Raw genomic sequence first — 19,202 nt, forward strand, 5'->3', positions numbered from 1 at the left:
TTTTTTTGTTTTTAATACTTTTTGGTGATTGAACGCAAAGGTTCACAATAGTAAATCTTGTGTGAACCTTTGCATTTTTATTTGTGGGCTTTGCGGCAAAATGACAAAGCATGGCTTAATTTCTAAGCTTTTTATTTTGTGCTTGAGGTTAAATCTCAATTCCTACTTTAATATTTCTGATAATTCTAAGAAAAACATACCTAGATTTTATTCTTTAAGAAGAAACAACTTTCATTTTTATTTTTAAACTATAAAAGTCAGCAAATAATGTACTTTTGTTAAAAAAGTATTGATTATTTAAACAAATATGCTTTATATTCGTAAAACAATACCTTATACTTTTATTTATTAAGAAGAACACAAGATTATTTTATGGGTAAAAATTCTACAAAAGGCATTTGGAAAGTAATTTCGGCTTCATCAATGGGAACCATGATTGAATGGTATGATTTCTATATTTTTGGCAGTTTAGCTGTTGTTATATCAACTAAATTCTTTCCGAGTGATAATCCTACTGCAGCATTTCTATCGACATTGGCCACTTTTGCTGCTGGATTTGTAGTAAGACCTTTTGGAGCTTTATTTTTTGGACGCCTTGGCGACATTATTGGCCGTAAATACACTTTTATGGCTACCTTATTATTAATGGGAGGCTCTACTTTTTTAATAGGTTGTATTCCGAGTTATGAATCTATTGGTTTTTTTGCACCTTTATTGATTTTAATTCTTCGTTTATTACAAGGGCTTGCTTTGGGTGGAGAATATGGTGGCGCAGCAACTTACGTAGCTGAACATGCCCCTGTTGGACAAAAAGGATATTGGACATCATGGATTCAAACCACAGCTACAATTGGTTTGTTTATCTCCCTAATGGTAATTCTAGCCACTAAAAATGTACTTTCAAGCGAAGATTTTGATTCTTGGGGATGGCGTATTCCTTTTTGGGTTTCGATTGTAATGGTAGGAATTTCGTATTTGATCCGAAAAAATATGGACGAATCTCCTGTGTTTGCTAAAGCTAAAAAAGAAGGCAAAACGAGTACAAATCCGCTAAAAGAAAGTTTTGGCAACAGATATAACTTAAAATTCGTATTGCTCGCATTATTTGGAGCAACAATGGGGCAAGGCGTTGTTTGGTACACAGGACAATTTTACGCTATGAGCTTCATGAAAACAGTTATGAATGTTGATTCATCGCAAGTTGATGAATTACTTGGAATAGCTTTGTTGCTAGGAACTCCCTTTTTTATTGTTTTTGGATGGCTCAGTGATAAAGTTGGAAGAAAATATATTATGATGTTTGGAATGTTGCTTGCAATTTTATCTTATAGATCTATTTACACAGAAATGTACAACACAGCAGATGTTAGTTACAAAACCGAAATTGTAGAAAAAAGAAGTCAAAACATTGAAAGAACAAAAAATAATGATGTAATAACCACAATTTCAAAAACCTACACAGACGGAACTACGTACATTGAAAAAAAGACAGATTTTAATACTAAGAAAAAATCACAAGTCAATGTTAGTATCAATATCAATTCTGAAGACGAATGGAGTTTAATTTTTTGGGTCTTTATTCAGGTTTTATTTGTTACAATGGTTTACGGGCCAATTGCTGCATTTTTAGTTGAGATGTTTCCAGCTAAAATCAGATACACGTCAATGTCATTGCCATATCACGTTGGTAACGGAATTTTTGGAGGCTTGCTTCCAGCGATTTCAACCTATTTTGTAACACACGCCAAAGCGAATGGCAAACCAGAATTTTATCTTGACGGACTTTGGTATCCTATCATTATTGCTTCAGTCTGCTTTGTAATAGGTATGATCTATATTGATAATAAAAACAAAACGAATCACCTTTAATACCTACATATATATGAATACAATTAAAAAAATTTTAGGTGTTTTATGGATCATACTTTCCATCGCCGCTGCTTATTTTTGTGTGTTTGAATTTGGCTTGCCAAAGTTTTTATCAGACCAGCAAGATGACTTGGTTTTTGGAGTTATCATCCTATTTATTCTCACCCCGCTGATCGTTTTGGGTTTGGGTACTTTTGGTTATTTTTCTGTTATCGGCGAATACAACAATGATAAAAAATAACCAAAATCACTTAAACAACAAGAGGGCTGTCTATAATAGACAGCCCTCTTGCATTACTAACAAAACCAATTTTTAAATTACTGTACGCAATGTTTATTTTTTAATAAATTTCATTACCTGAATTTTATTATTCTCATCAAGTGCTTTTACAATATACAATCCCGTTTTTAGGTCGCTTACGCCAAATTGAAAATCTGTATTTCCATTTGCAGCAAAGCTTTTCACTAATTGACCTGATATCGCATAAACCTGAACTTTAGTTACAGCAATATTTAAAGTGAAATAATTTGAAACTGGGTTAGGATATAAATTAACTGAGCTTCCTTTTTCAAAATCAGGCAAAGCCAGATTAGCCGTTTTGTTTCCGTAAACTCTATATTCTCCAGGCACTAAATTTATAGTAGCTGTTGGGTCAGTAACATTTAAAGTTGAGTTGTCCATTAAATTGTACCAAGTTCCACTATACTGAAAACCTGTAGCTACATTTTGAGCCGTAACATCAAAATTGGCTATAATCAATACATCTTTTAATTGTGTCGAAGCCAAGCTTGCATTTGTAATTTTTATATTTACAGTTAATGTATTTGCATTTGCCATTGTAGCTGTTCCTAAAAACACAGGCTCAGTTACTTTCAGGTTAATCATTTTGGCCCAATCGTAATAAATTTTATTTCTATTTGGATCGCCCAACCAATTTTCTGCCCATTGTGGCTGGGGTTTAGTGTCTAATTTACAATCTCCGGTGATAGTTGCCGAAGCATCATTTACAGTTCCGTTATTACAGGTAAAAATAGAATCATCCCAACCAAGTTCTCCAAAATGCCAAATCATTTTTGGCCCCGGAATCAATAAAGAAACGGCTCCAATTGCAGACATTCTTGACAAGGCTGTATTTAATGTTTTTACGTTATAAGTTCCAGCAGCATTTCCATACTGTACATTTTTATACATCAAACGTTCTTCATCATGACTTTCTGCATAACCCATCAAACGATTCGCTGTAAAACCGCGGTTCGCACTAACCATTCTTGAAATATTATTGCTTGTAGCATATCCCATTGATAGTTGATTGTATTGATCTGTCATTTTTCCCCACAACATAATACCTTTGCTTGGCGTCTCGGCAACTCTGTAATTTGCCCATTGCTGTTCTTCAGTATCAGTTCCTAAATGTTCGAAAATAGTATAATGTGTTGGATCAAGGCTCCAAGAGTAGTCAGCATACTTCTTCAATACATCTACTCTATCTTGCTGATAAGCATTTGTACAAGATTCATCTGCTGCCGTACAGGCTTGAGTAAATCCTTTGGTTAAATCCCAACGGAAACCGTCAATTTTATACTCCTCAATCCATTGTTTTACAACGCGCTCTACATAATATTGTGTTTTAACAGATTGATGATTGAAATCTTCGCCAACACTATAACTGTGTTTTGCTACGGTATTAAAATAAGGATTTTCAGCTGTTGGCGATCCAAAACCATCTCCATCAGGATCATTCATCCACATTCTAACCATCGGATTTCTACCAAAAGCGTGATTTAATGCTACGTCAAGAATAACTGCAATTCCGTTTTGGTGACATAGATCAATCAACTCTTTTAATTTGTCAGAAGTACCGTAAAATTTATCTAAAGCCATATGAAATGACGTATTATAACCCCAGCTCTCATTTCCTTCAAATTCCATTACAGGCATCAATTCGATAGCATTTATTTTAAGTGTTTTAAAATAATCTATTCTGTCAATAATGCTTTGATAATTTCTTTTAGCATCAAAATCACGAACCAAAAGTTCATAAACTACTAATTTATCTTTTTCAGGTTTTGCAAAATTAGTTACCTGCCAATTATATGGAGTTTGTCCTGTTTTAAGAACCGTAACTTCAAAATTTTGTCCTGCTGGGTAAATTGGTAAATTAGGGTACGAAGCTGAAGGAATCGATGAATCATCGTAAGGAGACAAAACCAAAGTAGAATAAGGATCAGCCGTTTTTACTAATGAAGGCGAGTTTGCAAGCGGTGTATTGTCTACAACCCAATATTGATACGTATTATTAACTCCAGAAACTAATCCCGTTAATTCTAACCAGAATTTCCCTGAAACTGGGTCTTTTTTCATGGCATACGAAGATGTCGGATTCCAGTTATTGAAACTTCCTGCAACGTATACAAAATCTTTTAAAGGCGCATCTAACACTAAAGTTGCTTTTGTACCATCTGAAGGATTATAATTAATTCCGTCAACTAAACCTGCTGGCATAGCTTCAGAAACTGTATTTGGATTTATTACAATAGAAAACTTTTTAGAAATTGTAACCGTTCCCTGTACTACAACCAGCTCATAATTTTGATTAGCTGTTACATTAGCAGCAGTATACGAATAACTTGATGTGCTTGCATTAGTATCAATTGAGATTCCGTTTGCTTTTAAAGTATAACTTGCTGTTCCGTTTGTATTTGTTGCAGCAATAGTAAAATTAGAACCCGAAGCTAAAATTGCTGTGCTATTTTCTACAGGAGAAGTTAGATTAACTTGAAAAGATCCAACTTCAACTAAAATGTCTTGTGATTTTTTATCACCAGTTCCGTTTTTAGCTTTAATTAAAAAACCAATTTTGCCAATTCCAGTAGTATTATAATATGTTGTTGGCGTAATGGTTTTTGTATAAGTATCTGTAGCGGCATTGTAAGTAAATTTACTTGCTTCACTTGAAGCTTCCCAAGCACCATTATCTGGAGTTCCTTTTTGAGTAGTATCATTGGTATCAAAAGCCCAAGCCCAAAGATAAAGTGAGTTGTCTGTAACGCCCCAAGTACTTTCATTTATACTGCTCCCATTAATTGTAATCGTAATTGAAGCAGTTTCCTCAAAAGAAGAAGGACTCACCGTATAAGTTGCCGTTTGCTGCTGTGCGAATGACATCGCAGACAACAAAAGGAAAAGTAATAGTAAAGTTTTTTTCATAATTAATAGCTTTTATTAAAAAAGGCTATCCGTAGATAGCCTCTTTTTTGGTTTTCAACTTATTATTGTTTTACCATTGTGTAAGTATAATTTCTTGGACTGCTTAAATCTAAAGTGATTAAATAAGTTCCAGCAGAAGTACCAATATTAGTTCCTCCTTCTTCTAGAGTTCCATTAGCACCCGTATCTCCATAATTTAAATCCCAGTTGCCATTTGCTCTAAATTTCATACCATTGTCAGGAGCAGCTTGAGCTGTTAAAACTACAGTAACTGTCCATTTTTTAGTAGTAGGATTATAAGTCATTGGTGTATCTGCATCCCATCCTCCTGGAGTTCCGTTACCAATAATTCCCCAAGTAACTTTAGTTGCAGAGTATGTTAATTTTGCAGGATCAGTATCTGCTTTAATTCTATAGTAACCTGCTGTAAGAATTGGAAGATTTTTAGCTGTTGGAGCAGCACTTAATGTTCCAGCAGCAGCACCAATTCCGTAGTTTGTACCATTAAAGTCAGCTTGAGTAGTTAACTTAAATCCTTTTCCATCAACAGTGTTATCTTGAGCTGTTGCAAAATATACATAACCGTCAAAAGCAGTTTTTCCGTAACCTTCAGCTAATAATGTAGGAGCAGAAGATTGAGTCCAATCTGAACCGTAACCACTTGCCGCTTGATATCCTCCTGGAACCCATAATTTTGGAGTTTCAGTAGTGTAAGGTGTTACAACAATTCCGACAACGTTAGAATACATAATATTTGTTGCTACAGTAGATTTAACACGTACTTCAAAATCTGCTGTTACAAATGGAGTCGCTTTTAAAGCTAATGCCGCAGTATTTAATTTTCCAACAGAAACTGAAACCTGATTTGCAGATTTTACTGTTCCTAATTCTTGAGGTGTTTTAAAAGAATTTCCTTTTGAGTCAACCTCAACTGTATAAGTTACTTCAACATCTCCGCCGTAATTTGCAGAATTCCATGTAAAACGCTCTGCTTGTGCATCTGCGTTAGCCGGAGTTAAAACGTAAGCGGCACCAGATAAAGGAGCTGTTAAAACAGGAGCATCAACTCCGTCAATAACAGGTCTGTCTTGTACATCTTCAACGCTGCATGATACTGCAACTAATGCGAATAAAGCAATTAGTGATTTAGTTATATTTTTCATTTGTGGTATTATTTAGTTAGTAAGTTTTTTTTTAGTATCCAGGATTTTGTTTCAATTTTTGGTTTGAACCTAAAGCCCCTGCTGGAATTGGAAATAAGTCTCTGAAAGATTGTGTAGATGTTCCTGCAGCAACATTTCCTTTCCATGGCCATAAATAAGCGCCTCCAGTAAATTTACCGAAACGGATCAAATCAGTTCTACGGTGTCCTTCCCAGTGAAGTTCTCTTCCTCTTTCATCTAAAATGAAATTTAAGTTAAGATCTGTTTGAGTTATAGTATTACCTTTTGCTCTAGTTCTTAATGCATTTATATAATTAGTTGCAGTTCCTAAACTACCTCCTGCACCTCTTACAACACATTCTGCATACATTAAATAAGCATCAGCTAATCTAAATATTGGAAAATCAGTATCTGCAAAATTTCCTGCTTTATCTGATCCTTGAACACCATTCACATCAACGTTCTTAAATTTCTGAATAGCATATCCATCTGTAAATGAACCAAGATCTGCAATTTCTTTAGACTGTCCAGCTGTATAAAACTGACCTCTTGTATCTGTTGTATTAGCATCAAACTTATTTACAAAAGCAGATGTTGTTCTAATACCTCCCCAGCCTCCATTTATACCAAACTGCGCGATAGGCATACTTCCTCCAACTGGTGCATGAACTAAGAATGTCGTTCCTCCGTAAGTTTGAGTTTTGATTCCGTCAAACGCAACAGCAAAAATAAATTCATTTTGAGCTCCATTTTTATCGTTATCAGCTAAAAACAACTGATTGTAGTTATTATGAATAGTATAACCAGAAGTAATAACTTTTTCAATTAATGGAAGTGCAGCTGCATAATTGTCTGTACCAATATAAACTTTTGCATTCATGTATAATTTAGCATGCAGCATCCAAGCAGCAGCTTGATCAGCACGATACAATTCATTTGTTTTTGGTGCTTTCAATAACGGCTCAATTGCAGTAAGTTCTTCATCTATAAATTTATACAGCTCAGCTCTTGTAGCATACTCCGGATAGTAGAATGTAGTTGGAGAATCTTCTGTTACTAATGATCCTCCTCCAAAAGTATCTACCAAATGCCAGTATGTTAAAGCTCTTAAAAAACGAGCTTCTGCACGATACAACTTAATATCTGCTAAAATAGCAGCATCTGTTACTCCTCTTCCTGCTAATTTTTCATCTGTAGTTTGTCTTAAAAACTCATTACAGTTTACGATTTGAAAAGAAAAACGTGCAAATGTTGCAGCAATAAAAGTGTCTGATGATGACCAAGTCTGTGAGTGAAAATCTTTGATAGTACCATCATTCCATGCAATAACAGCTTCATCAGTTGTTAATTCCTGCATCATCCAAAAACCTCTAATATATTGGCTTGTTCCTTCGTCGATTCCAGAAATATCTGGACTTCCTGCTGGACCTTGCTGTCCTGTAGTTGCAAAACCAGCATATAATTTAGCTAAGTTTCCTTTGTAAGCGGCAGGATCTGCAAAAAGTTCGTCACTGCTTACAGAATCTCCTGTATCTGGTGATTGGTTTAAATCATCTGTACATGATGAAAACAACATCGTCATCATAAACAAAGAAATACCCATTAATTTTATTTGTATCTTTTTCATTTTTCTTGTTATTTGAATTAGAAGTTAGCGTTTAATCCTAACGTGAAAGTAATTGGACGAGGATAAATGTTATTATCTATACCTCCTGAAATTTCAGGATTCAATCCGTCATATTTTGTAATTGTCAAAACATTTTGAGCTGATGCCGTTAACTTTAGCGTAGAGATACCTTTAATTTTTTGATTAAAAGTGTATCCAATTGCAATGTTATCCAATTTTACGAAAGAAGCATTTTGCACGTAGTAATCAGAGTGCAATTGAAAATCGCTTGATTTTTTAAATCCTGTTTCTAAAAGATTCTCAACACCATTTGATAAGTCAGTTTGTCTGGTTAAAACATTGTTATAAGTACCATAACCTGAATCTACGTTATTGTACATATAGTTACCCCATGAACCTCTCCAGTTCATAGACATATCCCAACTTTTGTATGTTAAACTAGTATAGAATCCGTAAAAAATATCTGCTGCAGGTTTGTGAAAACGGTATCTGTCATCAGCATTTACAATTCCGTCTTTATTACGATCTACAAAAACGCCTTCTAAAGGTTTTCCGTCAGCGCCGTATGCTTGCTCGTACACATAAAATGAACTTGGAGCATAACCTACTTGATGATTTTGGATTTTATTTCCTGTTCCTCCTCCAATATCTCCTGTATCAATCCCTGGAGTATTATCTTGAGTAGTTGTTAATTTTGTAATTTTTGAATCTTGGAAAGTAATATTTCCACCAATTCTCCATTCTAAATTATCTGTTTGAACCGGAATCACCTCAGCAGCTAACTCAAGTCCTTTATTTTTAATACTACCAACATTGTAGTTATCATAATTTGAAAATCCAAAAAATGCAGGATTTTGAGTATACAATAATAAATCATCTGTTGTTCTTTGGTAAAGATCTGCTGTACCTGTAATTCTATTATTGAAAAGACCAAAATCTAATCCAATGTTTACAGTAGTCGTTTCCTCCCATTTCAAATTACTATTGTATGGCTGCGGTCTGTAAGTGGTATAAAATGTATTGCCAATTTGATATTGAGCAGCACTGTTTGATGCTAAATATAATGGTAAAGAAGGATAACTAACTCCAATATTTTGCTGTCCAGTTATACCCCATCCTCCTCTTAATTTTAATGAAGTAATAGCACTCACATCTTTTAAGAAACCTTCTTCATTCAATTTCCAAGCTACAGAAGCTGCAGGGAAATTTGACCAGCGATTATTTTCTGCAAATCTTGAAGTACCATCACGTCTGATAGAAAGCGTCACTAAATATTTATCAGCAACACTAATATTTGCTCTTCCAAAGAAAGATTGTAAATTAATATGTGTTGGTGTAAACAATTCTACTGTATTCAAATCATTCTCAAAATTGTAGCTTGATTTGTTTTTCTCTTCTCTAAAATCTTGGTAAGTATAACCTCCTGTAACATCTAACTGAGTATCAATCGACTCAATTTTCTTGTTATAGTTAAGATATAAATCCATTAATTTATTATTTCTCTTTTCTACGTTTTCATAGCTATTGTTATAACCTGACCCTTTAAGACCGTTTAAGTAATCTCCATTGATTCCACCATAACCACGACCATTCATTTGATCGTAACCAAAATTTGCAACAGCTTTTAATTCTGGTAAAAAGTGTAATTTATAATCCAATTGAATATTTCCTAGACTTCTATAAAAAGTACCTAAATTATCTTGTTGATTAATCAAAGCAACTGGGTTTTTTCCAGCCAATTGATTAAATTCTGTTGGATTAGTTAGCCATTGAAAATAAGTTCCGTCAGCATTTTTAACTGATTGAGTTGGATCAAAGCCTATCGCAGCACTTACAGCTCCAGTAGTACTATAATTACTTTTAATCACAGAAGTATTATTATTCACCTGAACTTTTAAGTGTTTGTCAAAAAAGTCTCCAGTAAGCGAAACTCCTAATGTAGTTCTCTCAAAATTATCTCTTAATAAAATACCATTTAAGTTTGTGTAACCAACAGAAGCTCTGTAAGCTATATTATCAACACCACCGCTAGCAGAGATATTTTGATCAGTACCCATAGCAGTTCTGTAAATTTCATCTTGCCAGTTTGTATTTGCAGAACCTACTAAAGCTTGTTGAGCAGCAGTTCCGTTTGCAGCTACAAAATCTCTAAATTGACCGCTTGACAAAGCATCAACTTTTTGAGTTACTTCTGAAACTTGAAAGTTTCCGTTGTAACTTACTTTAATATCACCAGCTTTTCCTTTTTTAGTCGTAATAATAATTACCCCGTTAGAAGCTCTAGAACCGTAAATGGCAGTAGCTGAAGCATCTTTTAAAACTGAAATCGATTCAATATCATTTTGGTTAATTGTTGAAAGTGGATTTCTTCCTCCTTCAACTCCTCCAGCTGCAACCGGAACACCATCAATTACATATAAAGGATCGTTGCTTGCACTAAGAGAAGACCCGCTTCTAATTCTTACAATCGGATCAGCTCCTGGAGAACCTCCACCGTTTATGATCTGTAAACCAGCTACTTTACCTTGAATCATCTGATCTGCAGATGTAACAGGTCCTTTATTAAAATCTTTTGTTGTTAATACCGTTACAGCACCTGTTGCATCCTTTTTCTTAACAGTTCCGTAACCTACTTGTACAACAACTTCTTTAAGTTGGTTGGTATCTTCTTCTAGCGAAACACTTACTGTTTTTTGACCAGAAAAAGCAACGGTAGTGCTTTTGTATCCAATAAATGAAACGACAACTTTGTCACCATTTTTTAGATTAGGCAATTGAAATTTCCCGTCAAAATCTGTAGAGGTGCCTCCTGTAGCGCCCTGTACATTTACATTTACGCCCGGAATCGGCTGTCCTGTAGCCTTATCGACAACAGTTCCGCTTAGTGTGCTTTGAGCTAACACAGTAAACGGCAGCAGTAGGAATAAAAATAACAACTTTTTGTAAATTGTTTTCATACTTTTTGTTTAAATTAGTTTGAGTTTGTGATTGTTAGTTAAGTTTTTAATTTTACTTCGAATTTCAAAATTAGGAATTTATTAACACTGGCAATACATAGCCATTTTTATTAGTTTACGAAAACGTGATAGTGTTGAAAACTTTCTATTTTTTGTAATCTTTTAAGTCAAAAATTATCAATTATAAAAATATAGCATACCTTTATTAACAAATAGATTTTTTCCAAAAAACCATTATGAAACGCAAAATAACCCTAAAACAGATTGCAAAGGAACTTGACGTATCTATTTCAACTGTCTCAAAATCACTCAGAAACAGTTTAGAGATAGGCGAAGAGACACGCTTAAAGGTGCAGGCTTTTGCAAAGTTTTACAATTATAAGCCGAATAATATAGCTTTAAGCCTAAAAAACAGAAAAACCAAGAGTATTGGTATTATCATTCCAGAAATTGTACATTATTTTTTCTCTACTGTCATTAACGGAATTGAGCAGGTTGCCAACGAAAATGGTTATAGCGTTGTAATCTGTTTGTCTGATGATTCTTTTGACAAAGAAGTATTGAATATGGAGATGCTGGCCAACGGAAGTATTGATGGTTTTATCATGTCTTTATCTAAAGAAACGCAATATAAAGGTGATTTTCACCACATTACAGAAGTAATCAATCAGGGAATGCCCGTTGTAATGTTCGACAGAGTTACTAATGATATTTTATGCGACAAAGTAATTATTGATGATAAGGCGGCAGCATATGAAGCCGTTCAAAGTTTAATTGACAACGGCAGAAAAAAGATAGCGCTCGTTACCACTGTTGATTATGTAAGTGTTGGAAAACTCAGAACTGACGGCTACGAAAAAGCACTTTTAGATAACGGATTACCTTTTAATGAAGATTTAATAATCAAAATTGAAGATGTAGACACTTGCGAAATTACCATTAGCCAACTTTTGCACGATCGTGCTTTTGATGCTGTTTTTGCTGTAAATGAACTTTTTGCAGTAACAATTATCAAGACCGCATCAAAAATGGGACTTAAAGTTCCTGAAGATTTAGCTGTAATTGCTTTTACAGACGGAATCATCTCAAAATATTCGACACCAAGTATTACAACCGTAAGCCAGAGTGGTGAAAAAATGGGAAATAAAGCTGCTAAAATGCTTATTGAAAGGCTCGAAGCAGAGCATGAAGATGAGGAGGAAGAAAATGAAAACTACACTACAGAAGTTATCGAAACACATCTTATAAAAAGAGAATCTACTGATTAATTTTCTTAAAATCAACCTATTCTAAAGCCATAAATAATATTTATGGCTTTTTTGTTAGCTAATATCTAAAAATAATTTATACTTTTACGGCCGTCAAAGCTTTTACTTTTACTTCGAAAAAAATAGTAAGTTTTGATAAGCAAAGCGCTTATCGTCTAGTTAATTTTTAATTACGATAATGGAAAAGCGTAAATTAAGTTTCTGGGAAATTTGGAACATGAGTTTCGGTTTCTTGGGAATACAGTTTGGTTTTGCACTGCAAAACGCAAATACTTCAAGAATTTTTGAAACCCTAGGTGCCAAAATTGACGAAATTCCAATTTTATGGATTGCTGCTCCTGTTTCAGGTTTAATTATTCAGCCCGTAATTGGTTATTTCAGTGATAGAACCTGGACTCGCTTAGGCAGACGCCGCCCCTATTTTCTTATCGGAGCAATTTTGTCATCAATTGCATTATTCATTATGCCGAACTCTCCAACTTTATGGATTGCTGCGGGAACTTTATGGATAATGGATGCCTCAATAAATGTGTCAATGGAACCTTTTCGTGCTTTTGTTGGTGACAATTTACCAGAAAAACAGCGTACATTAGGTTTTGCTATGCAGAGTTTCTTTATCGGAACTGGTGCTGTTGTTGGCTCTGTTTTACCTTATCTTTTTACCAATGTTTTTGGAGTCAGCAATACTGCTCCTGAAGGAATTATTCCAGATTCTGTAAAATGGTCCTTTTATATTGGAGGGATTGTTTTTCTGCTTTCAGTTTTATGGACTGTTTTTAAAACAACAGAATATACTCCAGAGGAACTTCATGCTTTTGAAGCCCAAAGCAAAAAAGATAAAGAAGATCTTATCCTAAATCCAGAAACAGAATCAAAAAGCAATATCAAAAAACAATTGCTTTTAGGAGTATTACTAACAGTTATTGGAGGTACTGTTTCTTTTCTTATTTTGGAAAACAGCCTTGCAAAAGAACTTTACATTCTTTTTGTTGGTCTTATATTCATGGGAGTTTTATTCATGATCGCATCACAATTAAGAACTTCGAAAGTACATAATGGCTTTACGATAATCATGACTGATTTATTGAACATGCCTGTCACAATGAAAAAATTGGCTTGGGTTCAGTTTTTCTCTTGGTTTGCGCTTTTCTCCATGTGGATTTATACAACACAAGCCGTTACACAACATATTTTTGGCACAACAGATACAACCTCTAAAGTATACAATGATGCTGCAGACTGGGTTTCTGTATTATTTACTGTTTACAACGGAATCGCCGCGGCGGTAGCATTCTTATTACCTGTTATTGCAAAAAAAGTTGGTGTTAGAGCAACACATTTATTGGCATTATGCGCTGGAGGTGTTGGTTTAATTTCAATTTATTTTATTGGTGATAAACAAATGCTAATCCTGCCAATGTTAGGAGTTGGCGTTGCATGGGCAAGTATTTTATCTATGCCCTATGCCATGTTATCTGGCGCTTTGCCTGCCGCAAAAATGGGCTATTATATGGGAGTTTTTAACTTTTTCGTCGTAATCCCACAAATTGTAGCAGCAACAATCTTAGGTTTTGTAATCAAACAATTCTTTCATAATGAACCTATTTACGCACTAATAATCGGAGGAGTATCGATGATATTTGCCGGATTACTTACCCTTAGAGTAAATAGCAGAACTAAAATTGAAATTCATGAATAACAAAAAAGCATTCATATTCGACCTTGATGGCGTAATTGTCGACACCGCTAAATATCATTTTTTAGCTTGGCAGAAAATCGCTCAATCATTAAACATAAATTTTACACACGAACATAACGAATTACTTAAAGGTGTAAGCCGCGTTCGTTCGTTAGATATAATTCTTGAATTAGGAAATGTTCAAGCTTCTCAGGAAGACAAAGACAAATGGCTGGTTCAAAAAAATGAAGATTACCTATCTTATTTAGTTGACATGGATGAAAGCGAGATTCTTCCTGGAGTTTTTAAAATTCTGCAATTATTAAAAGATAAAAAACAAGGAATTGCATTGGGTTCTGCCAGCAAAAATGCAAGACCAATTTTAGAGAAAACCGGAATCATTTTGTATTTCGATGTTATTGTAGACGGAAATGATGTTACCAATGCAAAACCAGATCCGGAAGTTTTCTTAAAAGCGGCTCAATTGTTAAATATTGATCCAAAAGATTCAATTGTATTTGAAGATTCTGTTGCCGGAATTCAGGCGGCAAACATAGGAGAGATGGTAAGTGTAGGAATTGGTGAGGAAACAATTTTACATGAAGCTGATTATATTTTTAAAGATTTTACAGAAATAAACACCGCGTTTATTGAGAAACTAATCGGTTAGTGAAAAAATGTGGCAATGCGTCAATTTGATAATTAGAAAATGACTTATTACCACGTTAATTCAACCATTAGATATTTTAAAAATATCAATCATCTAATTAAAAAAGTAAAATAGTAGAACAACAGGCAATTATAAAGATAGAATCAAATTAGAAGTAAGACAAAATAAATAATTATCAAATTAGCACATTATCTAATTATCTAATTGAAACATTATCAAATTGCCATATTATCAAATTAAAAAATAATGAATCAAGATTATATAAAACCAGACAATTGGTCCATCATAGAAGAAGGATTTGATGTAGAAAGAGTAAAATCGTCTGAAAGTCTCTTTAGTATCGGAAACGGTGCGATGGGACAGCGTGCCAATTTTGAAGAAACCTACAGCGGTGAAACTTTTCAAGGAAGTTATATTGCTGGTATTTATTATCCAGACAAAACAAAAGTGGGCTGGTGGAAAAACGGTTATCCTAAATATTTTGCCAAAGTATTAAACGCGCCAAACTGGATTGGAATTGACATCGAAATCAACGAAGAAAATCTTGATTTAAATACATGTTCTGAAGTTAGAAATTTTCGTAGAGAATTGAATATGAAAGAAGGATGGTACAATCGTTCTTTTGAAGCAGTTTTGAAAAACGGAACTGAAATTGCAGTTAATGTACGTCGTTTTCTTTCTTTAGATTTGGATGAAACTGGAATAATCAAATTCGAAATTACACCTTTAAACAAACATGCAAAAATCGTTTACAAACCTTATATTGACGCTGGTGTAACAAACGAAGATGCAAACTGGGAAGAAAAATTTTGGGAACCTCTTGAAGTAAAAAAAGGAACAAACGAAGCTTTTGTTACAGCACAGACTTTTAAAACGCATTTTAAAGTTACGACTTTTATGCACAATACGATTTTTGCAAACGGAGAAGATATTCATATTTCTCCTTCAACAATCGACTCTACTGCTGATAAAGTTCAGTTTACTTACGGAACTATTATTGCAAAAGGACAAACCTCATCAATTCAAAAAATTGGTGGTTATACAGTTTCTTTAAATCACGAAAATACATTGTCAGCAGCAGAAAAAGTAATAAAATCGGCTCTAAATTCAGGATACGATGTTTTACTTCAAAATCAAATTGAAGCTTGGGCAAAAATCTGGGAAATGTCAGATATTACAATCGATGGAGATGTAAAAGCCCAACAAGGTATTCGTTTCAACATCTTTCAATTAAATCAAACTTACCTTGGAAAAGATTCTCGTTTAAATATTGGCCCAAAAGGTTTCACAGGAGAAAAATACGGCGGATCTACTTATTGGGATACCGAAGCTTATTGTATTCCGTTTTATATGGCGACAAAAGATCAGCAGGTTGCGAGAAATTTATTGACGTATCGTTTTAATCAATTGGATAAAGCGATTGAAAATGCTAAAGATAATCTAGGTTTCAAAAACGGCGCAGCATTGTACCCAATGGTGACCATGAACGGTGAAGAATGCCACAACGAATGGGAAATCACCCATGAAGAAATCCACAGAAACGGTGCGATTGCTTTTGCAATTTATAACTATTACCGTTACACGGGCGACTACTCTTATATTCCGGAAAAAGGATTAGAAGTTTTAATCGGAATTGCTCGCTTCTGGCACCAAAGAGCTTCTTTCTCAAAGCAGAAAAATCAATATGTGATTTTAGGAGTTACTGGTCCAAACGAATATGAAAACAACATCAACAATAATTTTTACACCAATTATATTGCAAAATGGTGTATTGATTATGCTGAAGCACAAATTAAAAAAGTAGCTGTAGAATATCCCGCAGATCACAAACGTATTTTAGAAAAAGTAAATCTTGCCGGTGCTGAAATTCAGGAATGGAAAAAAGTGGCAGATAACATGTATTTTCCAACTTCAAAAGAATTGGGTATTTATTTACAGCAAGATGGTTTCTTAGACAAAGATCTAGTTCCAGTAAAAGATTTAGATCGTTCGCAGCGTCCAATCAACCAGAAATGGTCTTGGGATCGTGTTTTACGTTCGCCATACATCAAACAAGCTGACGTTTTACAATGTTTTTATTTCTTTGAAGATCATTTTTCGAGAGAAGAATTAGAAAAAAACTTCGATTTTTACGAGTCATTTACGGTTCATGAAAGTTCGCTTTCGCCTTGCGTACACTCGATTCAGGCTGCCGTTTTAGACAAAATGGATATGGCATATACATTCTATTTAAGAACTTCTCGTTTGGATTTAGATGATTATAATAAAGAAGTTGAAGAAGGCTGTCACATCACGTCTATGGCTGGAACCTGGATGAGCATTGTTGAAGGTTTTGGCGGAATGAGAGTAAAAAACGATCAATTGCATTTCTCTCCAAAAATCCCAAAAGAATGGAAAGGTTACTCTTTTAAAATTAATTTCAGAAATCAAATTTTAAAAGTAGCTGTAAATCATAACGAAACAACATTTACTGTAGACGGCGATCAAGATTTAACAATTGTGGTTAATGGAAATCCTGTAATTGCAAGTAAATTTGTACAAATAAATTAAATTACAATACACTTAAAACTTAAAAACATGAAAAACTTATTTTTCGCAAGTTTAATTTTGTTTGCGGTCAGCAATATTGCAAAAGCGCAGCAATTAAAATCACCCGAAGGAAAGTTCGTAATGGAATTTTCTCTGCAAAACGACGGAACTCCAACGTACAATTTAAAATACAAAAATAAAGAGGTTGTAAAAACCAGTAAATTAGGTCTTGAACTTAAGGATGACAAAAAATCTTTGTTGAATGACTTTACAGTTGTTGATACTAAAACTTCGACTTTTGATGAAACGTGGAAACCAGTTTGGGGAGAAGTTGACAATATCAGAAATCATTATAATGAATTGGCTGTAACTTTAAATCAAAAAGGAACAGACAGACAAATCATAATTCGTTTCCGTTTATTTGAGGACGGTTTAGGATTTAGATATGAATTTCCTGCACAAAAGAATCTTACTTACTTCGTAATCAAAGAAGAAAGATCTCAATTTGCAATGACTGGAGATCATACTGCTTTTTGGATTCCAGGAGATTATGATACTCAGGAATATGATTATACAAAATCGAAATTATCTGAAATCAGAGGTTTGTCTGAAAAAGCATATACAGCAAACGTTTCTCAAAAGAACTTTTCACCAACAGGAGTTCAGACTTCTTTGATGTTAAAAACAAATGACGGGATTTACATCAACTTACACGAAGCCGCTTTGATCAACTATTCTTGTATGCACTTGAATCTTGATGATAAAAACATGACTTTTACTTCTTGGTTAACGCCAGATGCAAAAGGTGATAAAGGATATATGCAGGCGCCAAGCCATTCGCCTTGGAGAACGATTATGGTAAGCGACGATGCAAGAGAAATCTTGTCTTCAAAAATGACTTTAAACTTAAATGATCCATCAAAAATTGATGATACGTCTTGGATTAAACCTGTAAAATACGTTGGTGTTTGGTGGGAAATGATTACAGGAAAAAGCTCTTGGTCTTATACAAATGATTTTCCTACAGTTCAATTGGGTGTTTCTGATTTCTCAAAAGCAAAACCAAGCGGCACACACGGAGCAAACAATGCCAACGTAAAAAAATACATTGATTTTGCTGCTGCAAATGGTTTTGACGCAGTTTTAGTTGAAGGTTGGAACGAAGGCTGGGAAGACTGGTTTGGACATTCAAAAGATTATGTTTTTGATTTCTTAACGCCTTACCCAGATTTTGATGTAAAAGGTTTGCACGAATACGCTAAATCTAAGGGAATAAAAATCATCATGCACCACGAAACTTCTGGTTCTGTTCGCAACTACGAACGCCATATGGACAAAGCGTACCAATTCATGAAAGACAACGGATACGATGCTGTAAAAAGCGGTTACGTTGGAGATATTTTGCCTCGCGGTGAGAACCATTATGATCAATGGATTGTAAACCATTATCAATACGCTATCGAAAAAGCGGCTGATTATAAAATTATGGTGAATGCTCACGAAGCAGTTCGCCCAACAGGAATTTGCAGAACATATCCAAACTTAATTGGTAACGAAGCTGCAAGAGGAACAGAATACCAAGCTTTTGGAGGTTCTAAACCAAATCACGTAACAGTTTTACCATTTACACGTTTAATTGGAGGTCCAATGGATTACACTCCGGGAATCTTCGAAATGGATATCAGCAAAATGAATCCAGATAACAAATCGCATGTAAACAGTACAATTTGTAATCAATTGGCTTTATACGTTACTATGTACAGTCCGTTGCAGATGGCGGCAGATACTCCAGAAAATTACAACCGTTTTCCAGATGCATTTCAATTCATTAAAGATGTAGCTGTAGACTGGTCTGAAAGCAAATATATTGAGGCTGAACCAGGCGATTTTATCACGGTTGCCCGTAAAGCAAAAGGAACAAACAACTGGTTCGTTGGAAACGTAAACGGAGAAACGCCTCGTACATCAAACATCGATTTCAGCTTCCTTGAAAAAGGTAAAAAATACACGGCAACAATTTATGCTGATGCAAAAGATGCGCATTACAAAACAAATCCGCAGGCTTATACGGTCAAGAAAATTGCTGTAACAAACAAATCAAAATTATCGCAATTATCTGCTCCAGGCGGAGGATACGCAATAAGCATTATTGAAACAAAATAATTTAATTAACTATATAAGAAATGTAAGTTCATTTAAAATTAAAATCTCCCCAGTTTTTTTCTTAATTGTT

General features: G+C 34.4%; 11 protein-coding genes. 7 read left to right on the plus strand and 4 right to left on the minus strand.

Annotation, left to right across the window (positions count from 1 at the left end):
* Positions 1-372: 372 nt before the first annotated feature.
* Positions 373-1,869 (plus strand): MFS transporter, encoded by a 1,497-nt coding sequence (locus IR010_RS05945; protein ID WP_194602477.1) that lies wholly within the window; start codon positions 373-375, stop codon positions 1,867-1,869.
* A 13-nt stretch (positions 1,870-1,882) separates the two neighbouring features.
* A complete protein-coding gene (locus IR010_RS05950) occupies positions 1,883-2,110 on the plus strand; it encodes a DUF6814 family protein (protein WP_029271743.1) in 228 nt (75 codons plus the stop codon).
* Between the two features lie 93 nt (positions 2,111-2,203).
* On the opposite strand, the gene IR010_RS05955 is transcribed toward IR010_RS05950, so the two are convergent.
* From IR010_RS05955 to IR010_RS05970, 4 genes are all read right to left on the minus strand, one after another.
* Positions 2,204-5,077, minus strand: coding sequence for an alpha-amylase family glycosyl hydrolase (locus IR010_RS05955; protein WP_194602480.1), 2,874 nt, complete (start codon positions 5,075-5,077; stop codon positions 2,204-2,206).
* Positions 5,078-5,139: 62 nt separating this feature from the next.
* Positions 5,140-6,240 (minus strand): SusE domain-containing protein, encoded by a 1,101-nt coding sequence (locus tag IR010_RS05960; protein WP_194568017.1) that lies wholly within the window; start codon positions 6,238-6,240, stop codon positions 5,140-5,142.
* A 31-nt stretch (positions 6,241-6,271) separates the two neighbouring features.
* Positions 6,272-7,867, minus strand: coding sequence for a RagB/SusD family nutrient uptake outer membrane protein (locus IR010_RS05965; RefSeq protein ID WP_029271739.1), 1,596 nt, complete (start codon positions 7,865-7,867; stop codon positions 6,272-6,274).
* A gap of 17 nt (positions 7,868-7,884) precedes the next feature.
* Complete coding sequence (locus IR010_RS05970; protein ID WP_194568013.1) at positions 7,885-10,824, minus strand: SusC/RagA family TonB-linked outer membrane protein; 2,940 nt, start codon at positions 10,822-10,824, stop codon at positions 7,885-7,887.
* 236 nt (positions 10,825-11,060) lie between these two features.
* On the opposite strand from IR010_RS05970, the gene IR010_RS05975 reads away from it, so the two are divergent.
* The 5 genes from IR010_RS05975 (at position 11,061) to IR010_RS05995 (ending at position 19,132) form a co-directional block, all read left to right on the plus strand.
* Entirely contained in the window at positions 11,061-12,092 is a 1,032-nt protein-coding gene (locus IR010_RS05975) for a LacI family DNA-binding transcriptional regulator (protein ID WP_029271737.1), read from the plus strand.
* Positions 12,093-12,270: 178 nt separating this feature from the next.
* Positions 12,271-13,791: an MFS transporter gene (locus IR010_RS05980; RefSeq protein ID WP_029271736.1), complete on the plus strand. Its 1,521-nt coding sequence runs from the start codon at positions 12,271-12,273 to the stop codon at positions 13,789-13,791.
* Positions 13,784-14,440, plus strand: coding sequence for a beta-phosphoglucomutase (pgmB, locus tag IR010_RS05985; RefSeq protein ID WP_194602483.1), 657 nt, complete (start codon positions 13,784-13,786; stop codon positions 14,438-14,440). The genes IR010_RS05980 and pgmB overlap by 8 nt, the downstream gene beginning before the upstream one ends.
* Before the next feature lie 246 nt (positions 14,441-14,686).
* Positions 14,687-16,990, plus strand: coding sequence for a glycoside hydrolase family 65 protein (locus tag IR010_RS05990; RefSeq protein ID WP_194602486.1), 2,304 nt, complete (start codon positions 14,687-14,689; stop codon positions 16,988-16,990).
* A 27-nt stretch (positions 16,991-17,017) separates the two neighbouring features.
* A complete protein-coding gene (locus tag IR010_RS05995; RefSeq protein ID WP_194568005.1) occupies positions 17,018-19,132 on the plus strand; it encodes a glycoside hydrolase family 97 protein in 2,115 nt (704 codons plus the stop codon).
* Positions 19,133-19,202: the final 70 nt, after the last annotated feature.

The sequence above is a fragment of the Flavobacterium sp. MR2016-29 genome, assembly GCF_015350695.1.
Taxonomy (GTDB): Bacteria; Bacteroidota; Bacteroidia; order Flavobacteriales; family Flavobacteriaceae; genus Flavobacterium.